Source organism: Luteibacter sp. 9135 (assembly GCF_000745005.1).
Taxonomy (GTDB): domain Bacteria; phylum Pseudomonadota; class Gammaproteobacteria; order Xanthomonadales; family Rhodanobacteraceae; genus Luteibacter.
The window spans coordinates 148,093-168,516 of the sequence record NZ_JQNB01000001.1; the positions used below are offsets into that span (position 1 = coordinate 148,093).

A 20,424-nucleotide genomic window follows, 5' to 3' on the forward strand; every position below is an offset into this window, starting at 1 on the left:
AACCATGGCCACGACCAAAAAAACGGCGGCGAAGAAGGCTGCCAAGGCTCCCGCCAAGGGCGCCGTGAAGGCTGCAAAGGCCCCGGCCGCGCTCAAGCCGATCAAGGATGCGTTCTCGAAGTCCACGCTCGTCTCGCACATCGTCGAGCAGAGCGGCGTTGACAGCAAGAGCGTCAAGGCCGTCATGGCCTCGCTCGAGAGCGCCATCAGCGCGTCGATCCACAAGAAGGGCGCCGGCACGTTCACGCTGCCCGGCCTGCTGAAGATTACCTCGGTGGCCGTTGCCGCCAAGCCGAAGCGCAAGGGCAAGGATCCGTTCACCGGTGAAGAGCGCTGGTTCGCTGCGAAGCCCGCCTCGGTCAAGGTCAAGGTCCGTCCGCTGAAGAAGCTCAAGGACGCGGCTGCCTGATCCATTGCGGAAGCCTCGCGCTTCCGCGATCGTCGGCACCCCTGAAGCCTCCGCCCCCGGGCGGAGGCTTTTTTTGTGCGCGATACCGACAGACACGGATGTGGCGAGCGGAGGGGGCAGACCGACGGACGGTGAGGAGCCCACGATGTGGGCGATCCCAAGCCATCCCTACGACGAAAGAAGCCATCCCCCTAAAAATATAGGCGTTTCCGAGCACTCGACAAAGCCACCGCCACCCCACCCCATGCATCGCATCATTCGTTCTGGCGGAGCATGAGGGGTCGCGCACACCGTGCGCTCCTACCCCACGCGCTTTGTTTGACCTTTGGGTGTGTATAGGCCGATGGTCACGGTTGACTACAGTTGTCGTCAGGTGCAGTCTGATTACATCTGTAGTCAGGAGCGGCGGCATGAGCAGCAAGAGCGTAGGCGACCAGGAGCTGGCACTCCTGCACTACATCGAGGAGGCGCCGCGATCGTCGGTGGCCGAGGTGTGCGCCGGCTATGGCGAAAGTCGCGGACTGGCACGCTCGACAGTGCTGACGATGATGGAGCGACTGCGTGCGAAGGGATACCTGTCCCGCCGGCGCATCGACGGCATGTACCGCTACAGCGTGACCAACGGCAGCGGGGAGGTCATGACCGGTGCGGTGGCGCGCTTCGTCGAAAAGACCCTGCAGGGCTCCGTGACGCCTTTCGTGGCCTGGATGTCCGAGCGTGGGCAGGTGAGCGATACCGAACTGGCCGAACTGGAAGCCCTCGTCGACACGCTGCAATCCCGACGGAAGGGGCGCTGACATGAGCATGCTTCTCGATGAAATGCTGTCGCGACTGATCCACGCGTCGCTGCAGGCGATCCTCCTCTGCGGCGCGATCTACACCGTGTGCCGACTCGTTCCAACGATGTCGGCCTCCGCCAGGACCGTGCTGTGGTGGTTGCTGGGTGCCCAGCTGGTGGTCGGCGTGATCTCGCCGACCCTGATCGCCTTGCCCGTCCTGCCTGCGATCGCCACGGTCACCGCGGCGGACGACGCCACCGCCGTCATGCCGCTGACCTTGCCGGGCGCATTCCCGGCGGCGTCCCTCGTCACTCCCGCAGGTAACGATATCGGCGACGCAGGCTTCTCATGGGCGGCCATGCTGTTGTTCACCTGGGCTCTGGGCGTGATCGTGCAGGCCGTGGTGGCCGTATTCCGCTGGCGTACGCTGGCCGGCGTGGCCGCGCGCGCCATGCCACACGACGACGTGCGGGTGGAAACCCTGTGCGCCCGCCGCGCTCGCGAACTCGGGCTGCGCCGATCGCCCCGCCTGGCGGTGTCGACGGAAGTGCATTCCCCGCAGGTGATCGGCTTCTGGCGGCCCACCATTCTGCTGCCCCTGCACGACCACCTCTCCGACGATGAACTCGACCTCGCCCTGATGCACGAGCTGGCCCATGTCCGCCGCGGCGACCTGATGCTCGGCTGGATACCGGCCACGGCACGCACGCTGTTCTTCTTCCACCCCCTGGTGCACCTGGCCGTGCGCGAGTACGCCCTGTGCCGCGAGGCCGCCTGCGACGCGCTGGTGGTGTCGCGCGGCGACACCCTGGCGAAAACATACGGCCGTCTGCTCGTGCGCATGGGGGTCGCCCCGCATCCCCACCATGCGCTTCCCGGCGCCTCGCCCACCTTCCGCACACTGAAACGGAGACTGCTCATGCTCGCCCAGGCCAACGACACCCATCCGCGCATGCTCACCCTGTGCGTCGTCACCGTGCTCGCCCTGGGCGGTGTCTTCCCGTGGCGCATGGTGGCCGCCCATCAGGCGACGCCGCCCGCGCCAGCCCGTGCCGCAGTCGCAGCGGCGCCCGCCGCTGCGATGACGACGGACGATCCGGTACCCGCACGGCCTGCCGCTCCGGCCGCGCCGGTGCGTACTGACGTGACACCCGTGACACCCGCGACACCCGCCGCGCCGGTGACCTCGACATCGCGCACGACCGACATCACGGAAATCCACGGGCAGCCCACGGACGGCTTCGTGTTCTCATCCGACGACATCCACGTCGCCACCGGCACCGCAAGCGACCTCGCACGGGCCGAGGCCGCGTATCGCGCCGACGCCAGGTCGTTCGTCTGGTACCGGCGGGGTACGCAGGCCTGGATACTGCGCGACCCGGCCTATATCAAGCGTATCCATGCGGCGTACCAGGAAGTCTCGCATCCGGCCGACAAGGGCGCGGCGAGCGCGGGAAAGCAGGCCGACATCGACCGGCAGGAGTCCATGCTCGAACGGCAGCAGGCCATGCTCAACGAGCAGATGGCCAAGCTCTCGGCGCAACAGGCCAGCCTGGTCTCTCGAGAAGTCGGTCCTTCCGGTCCGCGCGATGGCGCAGCCTATGCGGCAGGCCACGCCACCATCGCCAGCGAGCAGGCGGCCGTCGCGCAGAAGATGGCAGCGATCGGACAGCAGCGTGCAGCACAGGGCAAGGCCATGGCCGAGTGGGGACGCAGGCAGTCGGAGGCATCGCGCAAGGCCTCCGAGGAAGTGAACACGATCCTCGCCGAGGCGATCCGCAACCACGTGGCACAACCGGCGCGCTGACGCATCCCGAAACCGTCGTTGCATCAGCGGGGCGATGGCCTCGTTCGCGCGGCGGCTTCGTTCGCGCGTAGGAGCCCACGATGTGGGCGATCCATCATGCGCGATCATGGCGAATGCGGCGATGCGTGGGGTAAGGTGGCAAGCCAATTCCCCTACGGAGGCATCATGCGACTTGAACCGGGTACGCTCATTCAGACCCGCGCCCTGCTTTTTGACATGGACGGCACGCTGATCGATTCGCGCGTGCTGGTCGAGAGGATATGGAAACGCTGGTGCGACGAGCACGGCCTCGACTGGCATGTCGTCCTGCCCAGGTTGCACGGCGTACGCATGCTCGACTCCGTGCGCATGTTCGCCACGCCGGGCATGGACGTGGATGCCGTCTACAAGCGGCTGTACAACGAGGAAGTGAACGACGTCGACGGCATCGTGCCCATCCCCGGCGCGCTCGATCTCCTGGCGGCCCTGCACCCGGAAACCTGGACGATCGTGACCTCGGCCGACACCACCCTCGCCACGGTACGCCTGGGCGCCGCCGGCATCGTGCCGCCCCCGCGCATGGTCACCGGCGAGATCGTCACCGAGGGCAAGCCGCATCCGGAGGGTTACCTGCTGGGCGCGACACGCATGGGTGCCGCACCGGAGAATTGCCTGGTGTTCGAGGATGCCCGCGCAGGCATCGACGCGGGGCGTGCCGCCGGTGCGAGGGTCATCGCCATCGCGGGCGACCATCCCGAGGAAATCGACGCGGACGTGGAGTGGATCACCGACCTCACCGCCCTGCGCGTCGAGGGCTACGCGGACGGCGTCGTCTCGTTGCGCGTGGTCTGAATATCTCGGTACACACGGTCGTCAGTGCTGCGAATCGAATATCCGGTTTTCCCGCTCAAGGCGGTAGTACAGCTGTACGGCCGCCTTGCGTCGCTCGAATTCCGCTCTGTATATCTCCGGAAGTTCCGCTTCCGCGTAGACGGTATGCCTGTCGGTGGCAAGGAAATCGTTACCGATCGCGGCGAAACCGAATCGCTCTTCGGAAGGTTCGAACAACGTGGTACCCAGGAAGCTGTTGCCGGCCTTCCGGATTCCCAGCAGTTGCATCAGTGTGGGAGCGAAGTCCACCGAAGTGCGGCCCGAGGCATCGTAAGTCGGAGGCAAGGCATGCGTGGGGTCGTAGACGATCAGCGGAATGCGGTCCACGAAATACGGCTTGTAGCTCGGGTCCATGAGTTCACGATAGGCCGGCTCAGGATACGTCGCATGGTCTGCCGTGAGGATCAGTATGGTGTTGCGCGTGTAGGGGCTGGCGAAGAAGTAGTCCAGGAAGCGCCCCAGCGCAAGGTCGAAATCGTGAACCCGGTCGAGCACATGGTTGGTCCCGTCGCCATACGGAACCGCCCCATCGACGCGATCCATGAAGGCATGCGTACCGATGTTGTACGCTCCGACGAACATGGGCCGCTGGCCGGCATCCTTCTCGTTCGCCCTGAAGAAGCCAATCATCTCGTCGAACAGCGCGGTATCGTTCAACGAGCCCTGGATCGGGTTCTCACCGTAACGCGGCGAGAGCTTCACCGCATGCTCGTAATCGAAGACCGTGTCGAACCCAATGGCCGCGATCATGGTATTGAGGGGTATGACATCCGGGTGTGGCGAGAAGAAATAGCTTCGATAGCCCGCCTCACGCAATAGACGCGGCACCGTCTGGTAGCGTACGCGGACAAGATGCCCGATGCTCTTGTCGCCGTCCCACGAGACATTCTCACCCTTGCCGCCGGCTTCCGGGTATCCCGAATCGAGCTGGCCCTGCAGCGCCCGATAGGTCGCGGCCGTATGGTTGAAGTAGTTGTCGACACGCATCGACTTGGCGGCCAGCCGGTCGATATTGGGGGTCAGCCCCGGATAGTTTCCGCCGTAGGCACCGATCAGGCGCGCCGAAAATCCCTCGATGAAGATCACGGCCACATTCGGTGGGCCCGCATACGTCCCCTTCGAGGAAAACGGCAGCGGTGAGCGATAGATCGTGCGACGCTGAAAGGGGTAGTCGTCGACGGCAAGCGTGCTCAGTTCCAGCGCCGAACCCGGCGCGCGACCGGAGGCGACGAGCCGGGAGCTTTTCTGCACCGCGATCAGGTTGTACAGGAGTGACGCCATCGGCGTCTGGCGATATCCGACCTCGAGGCGACCGCTACCTGCCTGGTAGCGTGAGAGCAACGCCGCGAGTGCCAGCAGGAGCAGCAAGGTGGCGGCTGCCCCTCGCTTGAATACCGGAGCGTCGTTGCCCCATGCCCGACGCACAACGGCCTTCACTGCGAACAAGAGCCACCACGCGACGGCGGCCGCCATGATCGCGTAGAGGCTGGTTCCGCGTACCAGCCTGCCCTCGCCACCGTTTTCAAGTGCCAGCACGGTGATGAAATTATCCGACATGTGCAGCGAAACGATCTGCGCGCCATAGACCAGGCCGACGATACACGCCACCAGAAGACCCGCCACGAATGCCAGCCAGCGTCGCCACGGGCTGGCGCCAGGGCGCGTCCTGATCAGCCAGGCGATGACGAGGAAGGCGATCCCCAACTCGACGAGGGGAGCGATCAGTCGAAAAACATCGTGCCCGATGGACCCTCGGTCGGGCAGGTGCACGAAACCGAACAACTCAAAGATATAGGCCATATAAAGGCCGGCCACGTAAAGGCCCAGGTATCGCTTCAGCAAATCAAATCCCCCAACCTGCCTCGGGAGGAAGCGTCACTCGTCCGAATCGTACGGATCGGTCGTGCCCCTCGTTGGAGTCAGGATCATTGCATATAAACAAAACCGGCACGAACATGAATGGCCATGCACCGGTATGGCGATCGGACGCCACGGCTCGGGTGCGGAAAGCACCGGGAAAGCCTGTCGAGACAACGTGCGCATGTCCCTTCCCCAGCGTATCCTTGCCCACCATGCGCATACTCCTTGCCGAAGACGACGCCGCCATCGCCGCCGCCGTGCGGGCCTCCCTCGAACAGGGCGGACACGCCGTCGACCATGTGCCCGACGGGGCCAGTGCGGACCACGCCCTGCGCGACCACGACTACGACCTGCTGGTGCTCGACCTGGGCCTGCCCCTGCTCGACGGCAGCGACGTGCTTGCCCGCGCCCGCAAACGGGGCGCCATCCTGCCGGTACTGGTGATCACGGCCCGCGAGGGCCTGAAGGAACGCGTGCGGGTGCTCGACCTGGGTGCCGACGATTACCTGGTCAAGCCGTTCGCGCTGGCCGAGTTCGACGCCCGTGTGCGTGCATTGCTGCGTCGCCGCACCAGCAAGGGCACGCCGGAGTTCCGTATCGGCCGCCTGCGGCTCGACATCCCCGGCCACCGTGCCTGGATCGATGAGGCACCGCTGGACCTGACGGCCCGCGAGTTCGGCCTGATCGAGGCCCTGGCCACGCGTGCGGACAAGGTCACCAGCCGCGCCCAACTGGTCGAGGCGCTGTGCAACTGGGACGAGGACCTGACCGACAACGGGCTGGACATCGCGTTGCACCGCCTGCGGCGCAAGCTGCACGGGTCGGGTACCAACGTGCGCACCATCCGTGGCCTGGGCTACCTACTCGAAGAATCAGCGGATGCCTGAACGGCGTCATGCGACGCAACGCTCCGCCCGGCCGAGTCTGCGTCGACGCCTGTTGACCTTCCTGCTCGTGCCGGTGCTGGGCGTCTTGCTGCTGGACGCCGTGGTCGCGTATTTCGTGGCACTGGCCTACTCCAACCGTGTCCACGACGCCGACCTGTCCGATTCGGCACTTACCCTGTCCGAGATGATCGGCAACGACGCGCTGCGCGGCGAACTGACCGCACAGGCTCGCTTCCTGCTGGAATACGACCCGGACGGGCGTAACTACTACACGGTGATCAGCGACCGGCACGGCCGGATGATCGGCAACGCCGACCTTGCAGGCCCCGGCGAACCCGTAGCCACCGACGCCCCGCCCCTGCTCTACGACACCTTCCTGGGCCACCGGCCGCTGCGCGGCGCGATCATGCGCGTGCCCAACCGCCACGACGACAGCGACGTGTTGACCATCACGGTGGCCGAGAACCTGCGCGACCGACATGCCCGCGCACGCGAGATCCTGCTGTTGACCCTGCCCATCGAGGCCCTGCTGATCGTGGCCGTGCTGTCGCTGGTGTGGCTGGGGGTCAGCCATGGCTTGGGCGTGCTGGAGCCCCTGACGGCGCGGCTGGGTCGACGTGGCCACGATCTCGGGCCGATCGGCGAGGAAGACGTGCCGATCGAGATCCTGCCGCTGACCCGTACCATCGACGACCTGTTCGCGCGCATGCGCAACATGATCGGCCTGCAGGAGCGCTTCATCGCCGACGCGGCCCACCAGCTGCGCACGCCGCTGGCCGGCATCCAGTTGCACGTGGAGCGCTACGAGGCGATCGCCGACCCCGCCCAGCGTGACGAGGCCCTGCGCCACGTGCACCGGCTCGCCGCGCGCGCGGCCCGTACCTCGGCGCAGTTGCTGGCGCTCACCCGTACGCAGTCGCCCGACCTGCCCGACCACGACGGCATGTCGGTCATCGACCTGGCCGTGATCGTGCCCGAGTCGGTGGCCGTGCGCGTGCACCAGGCACTCGGCCTGGGCGTGGACCTGGGCTACGAGGGATCCGACGCGCCCCTCGACGTCCGCGGCGACGCCCTGCAGGTACAGGAGGTGATCGACAACCTGGTGGACAACGCCTTCCACTACGCAGGCCGGGGGCACAGCGTCACCGTGTCCACCACGCGCGACGGCGACGATATCGTGCTGGCGGTGGACGACGACGGCCCGGGGGTGGCGGACGTGTTCCTCGAACAGTTGGGCGAACGTTTCTTCCGGGTACCCGGAACCGACGAGGACGGCACGGGGCTGGGACTGGCCATCGTGGAGAGCATCGCCGAGCGCCACGCTGCGCGGGTGCGCTTCATGCACGCCGCCGCCGGTGGCCTGCGCGTCGAGCTACGCTTCCCCGCCCTGCCCGCCGCGTGACCGGAAAGCCGGCTGAAACCACGCTGGGGCACGATGCAGCCAACAGTAACGACCCGATGAGGTCAGGTGTGAGCCACCCGACGGAATTCCACTTCGAAGGCGGGCGCGACGGCGTCCTCCTGATCCACGGCCTCACCGGCACCCCCGCCGAGATGCGCATGGTCGGCAAGGGCCTCAACCGCGCGGGCTTCACCGTCGTGGGCGTGCGCCTCGCCGGGCACTGCGGCACCGAGGCAGACCTGCTCGAGACCAGCTGGCAGGACTGGTACGCCAGCGTCGAGGCGGCTGCGGACGAACTGCGCGGCCGGGTCGACCGCCTGTTCGTGGCCGGGCTGTCCATGGGCGCCGTGCTCGCCCTGCGGCTCGCCGCCGTCCAGCCCACCTGGGTGGATGGCGTGGGCGTGTTCGGCGCCACCTTCCGCTACGACGGCTGGTCCATCGGCTGGACCGGCAAGCTTTCCTTCCTGTTGCCCTGGTTCAAGCGCATGGGCATCGGTCGCCATCGCAGCTTCATCGAACAGCCGCCCTACGGCATCCGCGACGAGCGCCTGCGCGCGCAGGTCAGCAGCGCCATGTTCTCCGGCGACAGCGCGGCGGCGGGCCTGCCCGGCAACCCGTGGCACGCCCTGGCCGAGATGGTGGAGCTGTCGCGCGACGTGCGTCGCCGCCTGCCCGAGGTCACGGCGCCCTGCTTCGTGGCGCACGCCGCGGAAGACGACGTGGCCAGCGTGGCCAATGCCGACCTGGTGGCCCGGCGGGTGCGCGGTCCGATCGAGATGCTGCTGCTGGGCGACAGCTACCACATGATCACGATCGACCGCGAACGCCGCATGCTGATCGAACGGACGGCCGACTTCTTCGGCCGCATCGCGCGCGACGCGCGGCCCACGCGCATGGCGGCCTGAGCCATGCACGGGCTGGTGCTGGCGCTGTGGATCGCCAACGTCGTGCTGGACACCGGCGGCCAGTTGGCGTTCAAGGCAGCCGCCGGCGACGATCGCGCGGGTGACGGCCTGGCACGCTGGCGCTACATGCTGGCGCGCCCGTGGATCTGGACCGGCATCGGCTGCTACGTGGCCGAGTTCCTCGTCTGGATCGCCTTCCTGTCACTGGTCCCCTTGTCCGAGGGCGTGCTGCTGGGCTCCATCAACATCGTGGCCATCATGATCGCCGGGCGCGTGCTGTTCCGCGAACGCCTCAGCCCCCTGCGCGTCACCGGCATCCTGCTGGTCGCCGCCGGCGTCGCCATCGTGGGAGCCGGCTCGTGAAACGCTTCTACCTGATCGGCTTCGGCCTGCTGCTGGCCTTCGACACGCTCAACCTGGTGTGCTTCAAGATCGCCGGCACGCAGGCGCTGCCGGTGGAAATGAGCACGGCGTGGGTTGCCCGCGTGTTCTCCCATCCCTGGATCTACGGCGCCGTGGTCGGCTACATCGGCGCATTCCTGACCTGGATGAGCCTGCTCAAGCATGCCCCGATCGGCCCCGCGTTCGCCGCCTCCCACCTGGAAGTGGTGAGCGTGATGCTGCTGTCTTGGTGGGTGTTCGCCGAACCGGTCACGCCCACGCAGATCGCGGGCGCCGTGGCGATCGTGGCCGGCATCGTCTGCCTGGCCTTCGCCGAGCGCGGCGACGGAACGGTGCCCGATGTGGTTCCGGCCTGATCCCGAGACCCCGCCCACGGCAGGGCTCCCGCTGGGCATGGCCGACTTCGGCGGCGATGTCCGCGCGCCACTGACGGCGCTTGCCGCGTCGTGGCTGGGCGTGGAAGACACCCAGCTGGAATGCTCCGGCACCGCGGCGCTCACCGTGGCCCTCACCGCGCTTTCCGAATACGCTCGCCCGCGGCGCGAAGTGGCCATTCCCGCCTTCACCTGCCCGCTGGTGCCGCTGGCCATCCGGCGCGCCGGGCTGGTGCCGCGGCTGGTCGACCTGCTGCCCGGTGGCTTCGACATGGACCCCCAGCGGTTGGAAGAAGCCTGCGGCCCGCAGACCCTGGCCGTGGTGCCGACCCACCTGGGCGGACGCACCGCCGATGTCGCCAGCGCCAACACCATCGCCCACGCCGTGGGTGCGCTCACCATCGAGGACACGGCGCAGGCGCTGGGCGCGCGCATCGACGGCCGTTTTGCCGGCACGCTGGGCGACGTCGGCTTCTACAGCCTGGCGGCGGGCAAGGGCCTGTCCATCTTCGAAGGCGGCCTGCTGGTCGCCCAGGACGACGCGTGGCGCGAGCGTTTCCGGCGCGCCTCGCATCGCGTCGTGCGCTGGCACCCGGGCTGGGAGATCCGCCGCTCGCTGGAACTAGCGGGTTACGCGGCGCTCTACCGGCCGGCCGGCATGGGCCTGGCCTACGGTCGGTCGATGCGTCGCGCCCTGCGTCGCGGCGACCTGGTCGGCGCCGCCGGCGAGGACTTCCATGCGGATTTCCCGCTGCATCGCGTGGGACGCTGGCGCCGTTCGGTCGGCGCGCGTGCCTTCGCGCGGCTGCCCGGGTTCATCGACGCCACGCGTGCCCAGGCCGTGGCACGGCTACCGGCGCTCGCGTCGATCCCCGGCGTACATGTGTTCACGGACGAAGGCGGTACCTGGCCGTACCTGATGTTGCGCCTGCCCGACGAAGCCTCGCGCGACGCGGTGTTGAAGCGCCTGTGGGCATCGCGCCACGGCGTGGCCCGCATGTTCGTGCATGCCCTGCCCGACTACGACTACCTCGAGGCCATGCCCGGCGCCGACGACATCCCGCACGCGCGCGACTTCGCCGCACGCACCCTGACCATCACCAACAGCCTGTGGCTGGACGACGCGTGCTTCGAGCACGTATGCGCGGTGATCGAGGCGGTGCTGGTCACGCGCTGAGCGCGCGCGACGTCTCCGCGCTGCCTCAGGCCTTGCCTTGCTCCACCAGCGTCAGTGCCACCTTGTCGCGCAGGTAGACCGGCAGCGCCAGCTCAGGCGCCACGGCCTTGCCTGCGCGGAACAGGGGCGCCGCCACTTCGGCCACATGCCGCGCCTGCGGAAAGCGCGCACCGTCCGCCGAACGGATCGGCGCGGGGATACGTTCCCGCAGCAAGGCTTCGTACGTTGCCCAGCCGCTGCCCACCACGTGCCAGGCCGATGCCTCGGGCAACACCAGCGCCGCCGCCGTATCCACGCGTTCGCGGTCGATCGCTGTCACGCTGCCGTCGTCTTCGCGGCGCCATGCGGCGACGTAAATCTCGCCCATGCGCGCGTCGATCACCGAAAGGATGGCCGCATCGTCTTCCGGCGCTTCCAGCGCCAGGGCCTGCAACGACGACACGGTGACCACCGGGATATCCAGCGCCATCGCCATGCCCTGGGCCAGCGACACGCCCAGCCGCACGCCGGTGAAGGCTCCCGGGCCACGCCCCACGGCGATGCCGTCGAGCGCTTCGCGTTTCAGGCCGGCCTCGGCGAGCAGTTCGTCCGCCATGGGCAGCACCAGCTCCGCGTGCCGCCGGGGCGCGATCTCGCTGCGCGCGATCACGACATCACCGTGGACCAGGGCGACGGAACAGGCTTCCGTGGAGGTTTCGATGGCGAGGAAGTTCATGGCGTATCCGGAGTGGGGTTGAAGGGTACGCCCTGGGCGTACCAGTCGATCCGGCGGGTCAGGTACATCAGCACGGCGACCACCGCGACCAGTACCACCGCGCCGATGAGCAACGCGTACTGTTCCGCGCCGATCAGGCCGTACAGTATGGCGTAAACCAGTGCGAGCACGCCGCCGAGGGTCAGTCCGGCGCGTCGGGCCTGCAGCGCGGCCAACGCGTAGCCGCCGACGATCAGCACCACCGCGGCGGATGCCACCGCATACGCCGGTCCGAAACCGATCTGCTCGGAAAGCGCCAGCAGCAGGACGTAGAAGCTGGTCATGGCTGCGCCCACCAGCAGGTATTGCACCGGATGCAGGCGCAGGCCGCGCAGCACCTCGAAGAGGAAGAAGGCGACGAAGGTGAGCGCGATGAACAACAGGCCGTATTTGCCGGCGCGGTCGTTCTGTTGATACACGCTGCCCGGCTGGTAGAGCGTGACGCCGATGGCGGAGGGTTCCAGGCGCTTGCCCACGTCGTCGTCGCTCGCGCTCCAGTGCTGGCCATAGGCGCGATTGAGGTCCAGCACCTGCCACGACGCGTCGAAACCGCGGCTGTCCACATGGCGCGTGCCCGGCAGCAGCGCGCCGATGAAGCTGGGGTCCGGCCAGGGCGAGCGGATCCTCACGCTGTTGTTGCGCGCCAGCGGCAGCGCCGAGAACGATTCCGTGCCGGCGATGCGCAGCGTCACGGAGTAATCCAGGGGCGTACGGCGTGCGGGGTCGATCGCGATGGGTACGGACAAGACCGTGTAGGGACCGAGGCGGGCGGTGGACGAGGCCAGCCGCACCGGCTTGCCGTCGACGATGGCCGTGGCGATGTGCTGCAAGCCCCGCGTGTCGGCGATCAGCAGCCGCAATTCCGCGCGATCCATCGACCACGTGACGCCGCTTTCGTCGGCGAAACGGTGCAGGTCGTCGGGAAGGATGCGCCCGCCGAGTGTCACGTCGCCGGTGTAGACCGGCACCTCGTACATGCCGACCCGGCGCTTCTCGACGGTCAGGTTGGCGGTCGTGCTCTGCTCGTCCGCCAGCACGATCTCGGTATCGTTGCGGCTGCCGACGAGCTTGCCCTCGGCGTCACGGGTTTCGCTGTGCGTCGGCACGGCCAGCACGAAACCGCCGATCGTCTGGGGGCCACCCCAACCATCGGCCACGCGCAGTGCGGCCGTGTCACGCATCGACTGGCGTTCGCGCACCAGCCCGTCGGCCTGGGTCAGGGGAATGAGCATGAGCAGGGCCAACAGCCCGATACCAAGGACCTTGGCGGTGATCGTCTGCGTCCAGCGCAACATCGGCGTTCTCCTTCATCGACAGTAACGGCGATGGTCGGGGCAACCGGGGCGGTGGACGCGTCCGCGCCGTGGCCTTACGGAGGCAAACGCGGGCGAAACGCAGGCGTCAGGTAGCCGCGAAGAACGCGGTGACGTCGGCCAGCTCGCGTGTGCGCGGCATCGGCGGCAGGCTGGCGAGGAACAGTCGGCCATAGCCCTTGGTGCTCAGGCGCGGATCACACAGCACCAGCACGCCGCGGTCGTTGACGTCGCGGATCAGGCGGCCTGCGCCCTGCTTCAACGCGATCACGGCAGTGGGTACCTGCCAGCCCATGAACGGATTGATGCCCGCTTCGTCGAGGGCTTCCAGGCGCGCCTGCAATACCGGATCGTCCGGCATGGCGAACGGCAGCTTGTCGATCACCACCACGCTCAATGCCTCGCCGGCCACGTCCACGCCCTCCCAGAAACTGGCCGCGCCCAGCAGCACGCCACGGCCGCTGGCCCGGAATTCCTCCAGCAGGCGATGGCGAGGCGCACTGCCCTGCACGAACAGCGGCCACGGCACGCGGCCTTCCAGCAACTCCGCCGCCCGGCGCAAGGCACGGTGCGAGGTGAACAGCAGGAACGCGCGACCGTCCGAGGCGTCCAGCACCGGACGGATCGCCGCGACCACCTTGTCGGTGAAATCGCGGGCTGCGGGGTCGGGCAGGTCTTTGGGCAGGTAGGCGAGCGCTTGACGCGCATAGTCGAACGGACTGTCGACGTGCAGCGTGCGAGGGTCCTCGATGCCCAACTGGCGGGCGAAATGGCCGAAATCGCCCGCGATCGACAGCGTGGCCGAGGTGTGGATCCAGGCCGCATCGGTGGACGCCCGCATGGCACGCAGCGGGGATGCCAGGTCCAGCGGCGTCGCGTGCAGCGCGAAGCCGCGGGGGAACGTCTCGTACCAGCGCACGTCGCTGGCCGAGTGTTCCTCCGCGATGCGATCAAGGCGGAGGCTGAGCATCTGCGCCCGCTCGAACACGTTGGCCAGCCCACGCGAGCGCTCGCCCAACGCGCCGAGCAGATCGGACAGCGCCGCCATCAGGTCGCGCAGCTCCGTCAACAGCCCATGCACCGCGCCGTCGCGGTCCAGCGCGCCGAAGGGGCCCTTGGGCGGCAAGGGATCCATGGCCAGGCGCAGCCGCCGGATCAGATCCTGCACGGCTTCCACCGGCTCCAGCAACTGACTGGTGGCACCGGTGACGCCCTGCGCCTCGGCCAGGGCGTCGTGGGCCAGGTCGGTCATCTGCCGGGCACTGACGCTCTGCGAGAAGAACTGGCCCGCCAATTCCGGGATCTGGTGGGCCTCGTCCAGGATGAACGCGTCCGCGCCGGGCAGCAGTTCGCCGAAGCCGTCCTGCTTGAGGGCCAGGTCCGCCATCAGCAGATGGTGGTTGACCACCACGATATCGGCCTCCATCGCATCGCGCCGGGCCTTGACCACGTGGCAGTCGTCGAAGAACGCGCACTCCGTGCCCAGGCAGTTTTCCGGCGTGGAGGTGACGCGCGGCCATACCGGGGAGTCCTCGGGGATATCGACCATTTCCATGCGGTCGCCGCAGCGCGTGCGGGCCGACCACGCCCGGATAGCCGAAAGCTGGGAGGCCAGCTGGCGGTCGGGGTTGCCCTCGCGGACGGACTGGTCCAGCCGGTAGAGGCACAGGTAGTTGGCCCGCCCCTTGAGCAGGCTGGTCCGGGCGCGACTGCCCAGCACGGCGTGGACACGCGGCAGGTCGCGGAAGAACAGCTGGTCCTGCAGGGCCTTGGTGCCGGTGGAAACGATGACCTTGCGCCCCGACATCAGGGCGGGCACAAGGTAGGCGAACGTCTTGCCGGTGCCGGTACCGGCCTCGGCGATCAGCACGTCGCGCTCGGCGATCGCCGTGGACACGGCCTCGGCCATGCGCTGCTGGGCCTCGCGCGGGGCGAATCCCGGTACTTCACGGGCAAAGGGGCCCTCCGCGCCGAGGATCGCGGCCACTTCCGGTTCAGTCATCCGCCAAGTATCGCCTACAATGGCCGTCTTTTCGTCTTCCAAAAGCGCGCCCCTTCGCGGCGCGATCCGAGAGCCCACACATGGACAAGAGTTTCGAGCCCAGCCAGATCGAGTCGAAGTGGTACGCCCGCTGGGAAGCCGACGGCTGCTTCAAGCCGTCCGGCAAGGGCACGCCGTACACGATCATGCTGCCGCCACCCAACGTGACCGGCACCCTGCACATGGGCCACGCGTTCCAGCACACGCTGATGGACACGCTGGTGCGCTACCACCGCATGCGCGGCTACGACACCCTGTGGCAGCTGGGCACCGATCACGCCGGCATCGCCACCGAGATGGTGGTGACCCGCCAGCTCAACGCCGAGGGCAAGCAGCGCTCGGACTTCGACCGCGAAGCGTTCATCGCCCGCGTGTGGGAATGGAAAGCGGAATCCGGCGACACCATCGGCCGGCAGATGCGCCGACTGGGCGTCTCCGGCGACTGGTCGCGCGAGCGCTTCACCATGGACGAGGGCATGTCCGAAGCGGTGGTCGAGACCTTCGTCCGCCTCTCCGAGGAAGGCCTGATCTACCGCGGCCAGAAGCTGGTCAACTGGGACCCGGTGCTGAAAACCGCGATTTCCGACCTGGAAGTGGTCAGCGAGGAAGAAGACGGCTCCATGTGGTCGATCCGCTATCCGCTGGCGGATGGCTCGGGCGAGCTGGTGGTCGCCACCACGCGTCCGGAAACCATGCTGGGCGACTCCGCCGTGGCCGTGCATCCGGACGACGAGCGCTACGCGCACCTGGTCGGCAAGATGCTCGCCCTGCCCCTGTCCGACAGGCAGATCCCGATCATCGCCGACGACTACGTCGAGAAGGATTTCGGCACCGGCTGCGTGAAGATCACCCCCGCGCATGACTTCAACGACTACGCGGTCGGCCTGCGCCACGACCTGCCGATGATCAACATCTTCACCGACGAGGCGACCATCAACGACGCCGCGCCGGAGAAATACCGCGGCATGGACCGCTACGTCGCGCGCAAGGCCGTGCTTGCCGACCTGGAAGCGGCAGACCTGCTGGTTGAAACGAAGAAGCACAAGCTGCAGGTGCCGCGCGGCGACCGCAGCGGGCAGGTCATCGAGCCGTATCTCACCTGGCAGTGGTTCGTGAAGATGGACACCCTGGCCGCCCGCGGCCTGGAACTGGTCGAGCAGGGCCACGTGAAGTTCGTGCCCGAGAACTGGATCAGCACCTACCGCCACTGGCTGGGCAACATCCAGGATTGGTGCATCAGCCGCCAGCTGACCTGGGGCCATCGCATCCCCGCCTGGTATACCGACACGGGCAGCGTCATCGTGGCCCGCGACGACACCGAGGCATCCGCCAAGGCTGCCGCGCAGGGCTACACCGGCGCGCTGCGCCGCGACGACGACGTGCTGGAAACCTGGTTCTCGTCCGGACTGTGGAGTCATTCCACGCTGGGCTGGCCCAACCCCGAGCGCCAGGCCGAACTGGGCTTCGACCGCTACCTGCCGTCCAGCGTGCTCGTCACCGGCTTCGACATCATCTTCTTCTGGGTCGCCCGGATGATCATGCTGACCGACCACTTCACCGGCGAGGTGCCCTTCAAGGACGTCTATGTCACAGGCCTGATCCGCGACAAGGACGGCCAAAAGATGTCCAAGTCCAAGGGCAACGTGCTGGACCCGCTCGACATCATCGACGGCATCAGCCTGGACGACCTGCTGGCCAAGCGCACCCGCGGCCTGATGCAGCCGAAGATGGCCGAGAAGATCGAGAAGTCCACGCGCAAGGAATTCGGAGAGGGCATCCCCGCCTTCGGCGCCGACGCGCTGCGCTTCACCTTCGCCTCGCTGGCCACGCACGGCCGCGACATCAAGTTCGACCTGGAGCGCGCTGGCGGCTACAAGGCCTTCGTCAACAAGCTGTGGAACGCCTCGCGCTTCGTGCTGATGAACCTCGGCGAAGATGCCCGTATCGCGCCCGTGCCCCCGGCGACCGAGGCGGAGCGCTGGATCCTCACCCGCCTGCGCGACACGCTGGCCATGGTGAAGGAACAGCTCGCCGCGTACCGCTTCGACCTCGCCGCGCAGGCGCTCTACGAGTTCACCTGGAACGAGTTCTGCGACTGGTTCCTCGAACTGTCCAAGCCCGCGCTGGCCGGCACCGACGCCGCCGCCATCGCCTCCACCCGCTACACGCTGGTCCACGTGCTGGAAACGCTGCTGCGCGCGCTGCATCCGATGATCCCCTTCGTCACCGAGGAAATCTGGCAGCACGTGCGTCCGCTGCTTGGTATCGAGGGCACCACGATCATGCTGCGCCCCTACCCGGAAGCCGCCGATATCGAAGGCGACGATGCCGCCACGGCCGAGATCGAATGGGTCAAGGGCGTGCTGACCGGCGTGCGTCGTATCCGTGCGGAAATGAACATCGCCCCGGGCAAAGTCATCCCGCTGCTGTTCGCGGACGGCGATGCGGCCGATCGCGCACGCGCCGCCAAGTTCGCTGCGCAGATCGCGTTCCTCGGCCGCGTGGAAACGCCTGTCTGGGTCGACGGTGAAGAACCTGCCGCAGCCGCCGCCGTGGTGGGCGGCATGCGTGCGTTGATCCCACTGGAAGGCCTGATCGACGTGGGTGCGGAGAAAGCGCGCCTGGCCAAGGAGATCGCACGCATCGAGGGTGAGGTGCGCAAGTGCGAAGGGAAGCTGGGCAATGCCAGTTTCGTCGCCAATGCGCCGGCCGAGGTGGTGGCGCAGGAGCGCCAGCGCATCGCCGACTGGACACGGCAGGCGGATGCGATGCGGGAACAGGCTAGGAAGCTGGGGGGTTGAGCGGCTGGCTCTAGGAGGGTTGGCTTTGGAGCGAGAGCCGGGAGCTTGGAGCAAGAGCCGGCGGCTTGGAGCAAGAGCCGGCGGGTTGAGCTTGCCCCGGTTTAATGGACACTCAAGTTATGGGATAGCAGCTTCGGTCGCCGCAGGCGATCGATAGCCGTTGGTCGAGTGTAAGCGCTGCCGGTTATAAAACACTTCGATGTATTCAAAAACCACGTGGCGTGCCTCCTCGATCGAGGCGTAGCGGCGTGGGGCTGCGATCTCGCACTTCAACGTACTGAAGAAGCTCTCAGCCACCGCGTTGTCCCAACACTCGCCGCGCCGGCTCATGCTTACCCGCATACCCAGTCGAGCGAGTTCGGCCTGATAGGCCGCGCTCGTGTACTGACTGCCCTGGTCGGAGTGATGGAGCACTCCCTGCGCCGAACCGCGCTGGCCTACGGCCATGCGCAAAGCCTGCAAGGGCAAGTCGGTATGCATAGTCGCAGCCGTTGCGTGGCCAATCACTCGCCGGGCGTACAGATCGATCACGACGGCCAGATACATTGGACCCTGTTGCGTGGCGAACTGTGTCATGTCCGTTACCCAGACCTGATCAGGCGCGGCCGTGGTGAAGCATCGATCAACATGGTTATCGGCCACCGCGGACACCGTGGCGGCCCGTCGTGATGCCTTGCTTGTACGCCAGCTGCGCCCGACGAGACCGCCCTGGCGCATCAAGCGGGCGGTCGCATGGCGCCCCAGGCTCAGCCCCTGCTCACGAGCCAGATGCCATAGCCGGGGACTGCCGTAAAGCCCTCGGCTGCGCTCATGCAACTGCTTCAGCTGCGCCAGGTGCTGGCGGTCACGAAGCACGCGGGGGCTCGGATGCTTTTGGCGATGCCGCCAGGCATAGAAGCTGTTGCGACCCACCTCGAGCAGCCGGCAGAGGACCACGATGGAGTACGACGCGCTCTCCGCTTCGATAAACCGGCATCTCAGCTCGATTCCTTGGCGAAGAACGCCGTCGCTTTTTTTAGGATGTCACGCTCCATCCGCAGGATCTCGTTCTCGCGTCGAAGCTGCTGTATCTCGGCCTGCTCGGCCGTCAGCGGAACGGCGGGGGGCGATCGCGAAGGCGCTCCAGAACCGGCTTGAACCTTCTCGATCCAGCGCCTGAAGACACTCTCGACCAGATCCAGGTCACGGCATACCCGAGACACCGGCTGACCTCGCTCAAGGACCAGGGCAACCGCGCCGGCCTTGAAATCAGGTGTGAACTGACGACGAATTCTTTTTGACATGGGACACCTCTGAACGAACCTTACGGCTCACGATGGGTGTCCATCAAATCCGGGCAAGCTCAGGTGCCACCCTCGTGGCCACGCCTGCGGCGACCCGTCAAGGAAAGGCCGCTCCGCGGCCGTATCTCTATTCCCCTTCGGGGCGGGTCGGGCTTCGCACGGGGATTTTCGATTCGCCATCCATGGCTCAGCGAAAATGGTCGGCCGTCCTGGCCGGCCCCCTTCGGGCCTTGTCCGTTCGATGCCCTCGCCTACGGCTACCGGCCCCGAGGGTGGCACCCGCCGGCTCTTTCCAGCACTGAGGTTGCGTGTGGGGAGAGCGAAGATCCGCGTTTCGCTTCGTTGCTGGGAACGCTCGCTTGCCTGCTTTGCATGGCATCGGTCGCCTTAGGTCTGTCCAGGGTTCGCGCACGTGCGTGCGCTCCTACCCCCCCAGCCGGCGGATCATGCGTTGGGTATTCCACGGCTTGCCCTACCCCTGGGGTAGGAGCCCACGATGTGGGCGAAAAGCCAACAAAGCGGCGACGCCATACCGTGCACGTCTGCGACCGCTCGCGTCACAACCCACCTCAATCTTGGAAAGAGCCGGCGGGTAGCCCCCTCGGGGCCGGTAGCCGCAGGCGAGGGATTCGAACGGAAAAAGCCCGAAGGGGGCCGGCCAGGACGGCCGGCCGTTTCCGCTGAGCCATGGATGGCGAATCGGAAACCTCCGTTCGAAGCCCGACCCGGGCCCGAAGGGCAATAGACAAACGGCCGCGGAGCGGCCTTTCCTTAGCGGGTCGCCGCAGGCGTGGCACCGAGGGGGCTACCCGCCGGCTCTTGCTCGAGGGGTTCGGCTTTACGGCTTTGCCGCTTTACCGCTTCGTTGGTTTTTCGCGCACATCGTGCGCTCCTACCCGCAAATCGTGCGGTCATGCCGGTACATCGCGCGGTCCTACATGTCGTGCTTGTTCACTTCGAAGCCGGCTTTTTTGTATTCGGTCCAGCGCGAGCGTGAGCCCTCGCGCTCGGCGGGATCCGCTGCGACCACCTCGAGCACGCGGTCGAACTGCCCTGGTGCGCAGACCTCGCGCAGGTTGATCACCATCGGCCGGTCGGCGGTTTCCACGCCGGGCGGCACGATCAGCACCGCGGTGTTGGCGTCATCGTCATCCCCCGCCAGTTGGTGGGGGATGAAGGCGTTCTCGTCGAACGCCCACAGGTATTCGTCGATGGCCTCGGCCTGCTCGAAGTCGCGGGTGAGGATCAGCGTCGGCTGCTGGGCTCCGAAGGCGCGCCGGGTCAGCTCGCAGACCAGCAGCAGGGGATCCTCGCGGAAACGCGGCTTGTCGATCAGGTAGAAGTCGGCGCGCGGCATGGG

The 20,424-nt window shown here is 67.2% G+C and carries 18 protein-coding genes; 11 read left to right on the forward strand and 7 right to left on the reverse strand.

What is annotated here, in order from left to right:
• The first annotated feature begins 4 nt into the window (after positions 1-4).
• The 4 genes from FA89_RS00705 (at position 5) to FA89_RS00720 (ending at position 3,826) form a co-directional block, all read left to right on the forward strand.
• Positions 5-409 (forward strand): HU family DNA-binding protein, encoded by a 405-nt coding sequence (locus tag FA89_RS00705; protein ID WP_036137170.1) that lies wholly within the window; start codon positions 5-7, stop codon positions 407-409.
• A 410-nt stretch (positions 410-819) separates the two neighbouring features.
• Positions 820-1,206 (forward strand): BlaI/MecI/CopY family transcriptional regulator, encoded by a 387-nt coding sequence (locus FA89_RS00710; RefSeq protein WP_036137173.1) that lies wholly within the window; start codon positions 820-822, stop codon positions 1,204-1,206.
• 1 nt (position 1,207) lies between these two features.
• On the forward strand, positions 1,208-2,995 hold the full coding sequence (locus FA89_RS00715) for a M56 family metallopeptidase (protein WP_036137176.1): 1,788 nt from the start codon (positions 1,208-1,210) through the stop codon (positions 2,993-2,995).
• 165 nt (positions 2,996-3,160) lie between these two features.
• A complete protein-coding gene (locus FA89_RS00720) occupies positions 3,161-3,826 on the forward strand; it encodes an HAD-IA family hydrolase (RefSeq protein ID WP_051938432.1) in 666 nt (221 codons plus the stop codon).
• Positions 3,827-3,847: 21 nt separating this feature from the next.
• Here the strand turns inward: FA89_RS00720 and FA89_RS19040 are convergent, their stop codons facing one another.
• Positions 3,848-5,665 carry an LTA synthase family protein gene (locus FA89_RS19040; RefSeq protein ID WP_185754186.1) on the reverse strand — a complete coding sequence of 606 codons (1,818 nt, stop codon included), beginning with the start codon at positions 5,663-5,665 and terminating at the stop codon, positions 3,848-3,850.
• A gap of 272 nt (positions 5,666-5,937) precedes the next feature.
• Between FA89_RS19040 and FA89_RS00730 the strand changes: the two genes are divergently transcribed.
• Genes FA89_RS00730 through FA89_RS00755 form a run of 6 tightly spaced genes read left to right on the forward strand, consistent with a single transcriptional unit; the run spans position 5,938 to position 10,872 of the window.
• On the forward strand, positions 5,938-6,612 hold the full coding sequence (locus tag FA89_RS00730; RefSeq protein WP_036137178.1) for a response regulator: 675 nt from the start codon (positions 5,938-5,940) through the stop codon (positions 6,610-6,612).
• The gene (locus FA89_RS00735) at positions 6,605-8,014 is read left to right on the forward strand and encodes a sensor histidine kinase (protein WP_051938434.1); all 1,410 of its coding nucleotides are present in this window, start codon (positions 6,605-6,607) and stop codon (positions 8,012-8,014) included. Before FA89_RS00730 ends, FA89_RS00735 begins: the two co-directional genes overlap by 8 nt.
• A 56-nt stretch (positions 8,015-8,070) precedes the next feature.
• Entirely contained in the window at positions 8,071-8,919 is an 849-nt protein-coding gene (locus FA89_RS00740; RefSeq protein ID WP_036137180.1) for an alpha/beta hydrolase, read from the forward strand.
• A gap of 3 nt (positions 8,920-8,922) precedes the next feature.
• Positions 8,923-9,282: an EamA family transporter gene (locus FA89_RS00745; protein WP_036137183.1), complete on the forward strand. Its 360-nt coding sequence runs from the start codon at positions 8,923-8,925 to the stop codon at positions 9,280-9,282.
• Entirely contained in the window at positions 9,279-9,677 is a 399-nt protein-coding gene (locus tag FA89_RS00750) for a DMT family transporter (RefSeq protein ID WP_036137184.1), read from the forward strand. Before FA89_RS00745 ends, FA89_RS00750 begins: the two co-directional genes overlap by 4 nt.
• On the forward strand, positions 9,661-10,872 hold the full coding sequence (locus FA89_RS00755) for a DegT/DnrJ/EryC1/StrS family aminotransferase (RefSeq protein WP_036137187.1): 1,212 nt from the start codon (positions 9,661-9,663) through the stop codon (positions 10,870-10,872). Before FA89_RS00750 ends, FA89_RS00755 begins: the two co-directional genes overlap by 17 nt.
• A 25-nt stretch (positions 10,873-10,897) precedes the next feature.
• Here the strand turns inward: FA89_RS00755 and tsaB are convergent, their stop codons facing one another.
• The 3 genes from tsaB to FA89_RS00770 all read right to left on the reverse strand — a co-directional run bounded on the left by tsaB (position 10,898) and on the right by FA89_RS00770 (position 14,941).
• A complete protein-coding gene (gene tsaB, locus FA89_RS00760) occupies positions 10,898-11,587 on the reverse strand; it encodes a tRNA (adenosine(37)-N6)-threonylcarbamoyltransferase complex dimerization subunit type 1 TsaB (RefSeq protein WP_036137190.1) in 690 nt (229 codons plus the stop codon).
• A complete protein-coding gene (gene creD, locus FA89_RS00765) occupies positions 11,584-12,921 on the reverse strand; it encodes a cell envelope integrity protein CreD (RefSeq protein WP_036137193.1) in 1,338 nt (445 codons plus the stop codon). Before creD ends, tsaB begins: the two co-directional genes overlap by 4 nt.
• Before the next feature lie 106 nt (positions 12,922-13,027).
• The gene (locus tag FA89_RS00770) at positions 13,028-14,941 is read right to left on the reverse strand and encodes an ATP-dependent DNA helicase (RefSeq protein WP_036137195.1); all 1,914 of its coding nucleotides are present in this window, start codon (positions 14,939-14,941) and stop codon (positions 13,028-13,030) included.
• A gap of 80 nt (positions 14,942-15,021) precedes the next feature.
• Here FA89_RS00770 and FA89_RS00775 point away from each other — a divergent pair, with 80 nt between their 5' ends.
• Complete coding sequence (locus tag FA89_RS00775) at positions 15,022-17,781, forward strand: valine--tRNA ligase (protein WP_036137198.1); 2,760 nt, start codon at positions 15,022-15,024, stop codon at positions 17,779-17,781.
• 117 nt (positions 17,782-17,898) lie between these two features.
• Here the strand turns inward: FA89_RS00775 and FA89_RS00780 are convergent, their stop codons facing one another.
• The 3 genes from FA89_RS00780 to FA89_RS00790 all read right to left on the reverse strand — a co-directional run bounded on the left by FA89_RS00780 (position 17,899) and on the right by FA89_RS00790 (position 20,421).
• Entirely contained in the window at positions 17,899-18,768 is an 870-nt protein-coding gene (locus FA89_RS00780; protein WP_185754475.1) for an IS3 family transposase, read from the reverse strand.
• Positions 18,759-19,064, reverse strand: a complete 306-nt coding sequence (locus FA89_RS00785; protein WP_036137204.1) for a transposase — start codon at positions 19,062-19,064, stop codon at positions 18,759-18,761. Before FA89_RS00785 ends, FA89_RS00780 begins: the two co-directional genes overlap by 10 nt.
• Positions 19,065-19,998: 934 nt before the next feature.
• Positions 19,999-20,421 (reverse strand): DNA polymerase III subunit chi, encoded by a 423-nt coding sequence (locus tag FA89_RS00790; RefSeq protein ID WP_036137207.1) that lies wholly within the window; start codon positions 20,419-20,421, stop codon positions 19,999-20,001.
• Positions 20,422-20,424 lie beyond the last annotated feature (3 nt).

What these genes read in the sequence shown, in the direction of transcription:
- FA89_RS00705 (WP_036137170.1), top strand. Translation starts at nt 5, where the DNA reads ATGGCCACGACCAAAAAAACGGCGGCGAAGAAGGCTGCCAAGGCTCCC.
- FA89_RS00710 (WP_036137173.1), top strand. Translation starts at nt 820, where the DNA reads ATGAGCAGCAAGAGCGTAGGCGACCAGGAGCTGGCACTCCTGCACTAC.
- FA89_RS00715 (WP_036137176.1), top strand. Translation starts at nt 1,208, where the DNA reads ATGAGCATGCTTCTCGATGAAATGCTGTCGCGACTGATCCACGCGTCG.
- FA89_RS00720 (WP_051938432.1), top strand. Translation starts at nt 3,161, where the DNA reads ATGCGACTTGAACCGGGTACGCTCATTCAGACCCGCGCCCTGCTTTTT.
- FA89_RS19040 (WP_185754186.1), bottom strand. Translation starts at nt 5,665, where the DNA reads ATGGCCTATATCTTTGAGTTGTTCGGTTTCGTGCACCTGCCCGACCGA.
- FA89_RS00730 (WP_036137178.1), top strand. Translation starts at nt 5,938, where the DNA reads ATGCGCATACTCCTTGCCGAAGACGACGCCGCCATCGCCGCCGCCGTG.
- FA89_RS00735 (WP_051938434.1), top strand. Translation starts at nt 6,605, where the DNA reads ATGCCTGAACGGCGTCATGCGACGCAACGCTCCGCCCGGCCGAGTCTG.
- FA89_RS00740 (WP_036137180.1), top strand. Translation starts at nt 8,071, where the DNA reads ATGAGGTCAGGTGTGAGCCACCCGACGGAATTCCACTTCGAAGGCGGG.
- FA89_RS00745 (WP_036137183.1), top strand. Translation starts at nt 8,923, where the DNA reads ATGCACGGGCTGGTGCTGGCGCTGTGGATCGCCAACGTCGTGCTGGAC.
- FA89_RS00755 (WP_036137187.1), top strand. Translation starts at nt 9,661, where the DNA reads ATGTGGTTCCGGCCTGATCCCGAGACCCCGCCCACGGCAGGGCTCCCG.
- tsaB (WP_036137190.1), bottom strand. Translation starts at nt 11,587, where the DNA reads ATGAACTTCCTCGCCATCGAAACCTCCACGGAAGCCTGTTCCGTCGCC.
- creD (WP_036137193.1), bottom strand. Translation starts at nt 12,921, where the DNA reads ATGTTGCGCTGGACGCAGACGATCACCGCCAAGGTCCTTGGTATCGGG.
- FA89_RS00770 (WP_036137195.1), bottom strand. Translation starts at nt 14,941, where the DNA reads ATGACTGAACCGGAAGTGGCCGCGATCCTCGGCGCGGAGGGCCCCTTT.
- FA89_RS00775 (WP_036137198.1), top strand. Translation starts at nt 15,022, where the DNA reads ATGGACAAGAGTTTCGAGCCCAGCCAGATCGAGTCGAAGTGGTACGCC.
- FA89_RS00785 (WP_036137204.1), bottom strand. Translation starts at nt 19,064, where the DNA reads ATGTCAAAAAGAATTCGTCGTCAGTTCACACCTGATTTCAAGGCCGGC.
- FA89_RS00790 (WP_036137207.1), bottom strand. Translation starts at nt 20,421, where the DNA reads ATGCCGCGCGCCGACTTCTACCTGATCGACAAGCCGCGTTTCCGCGAG.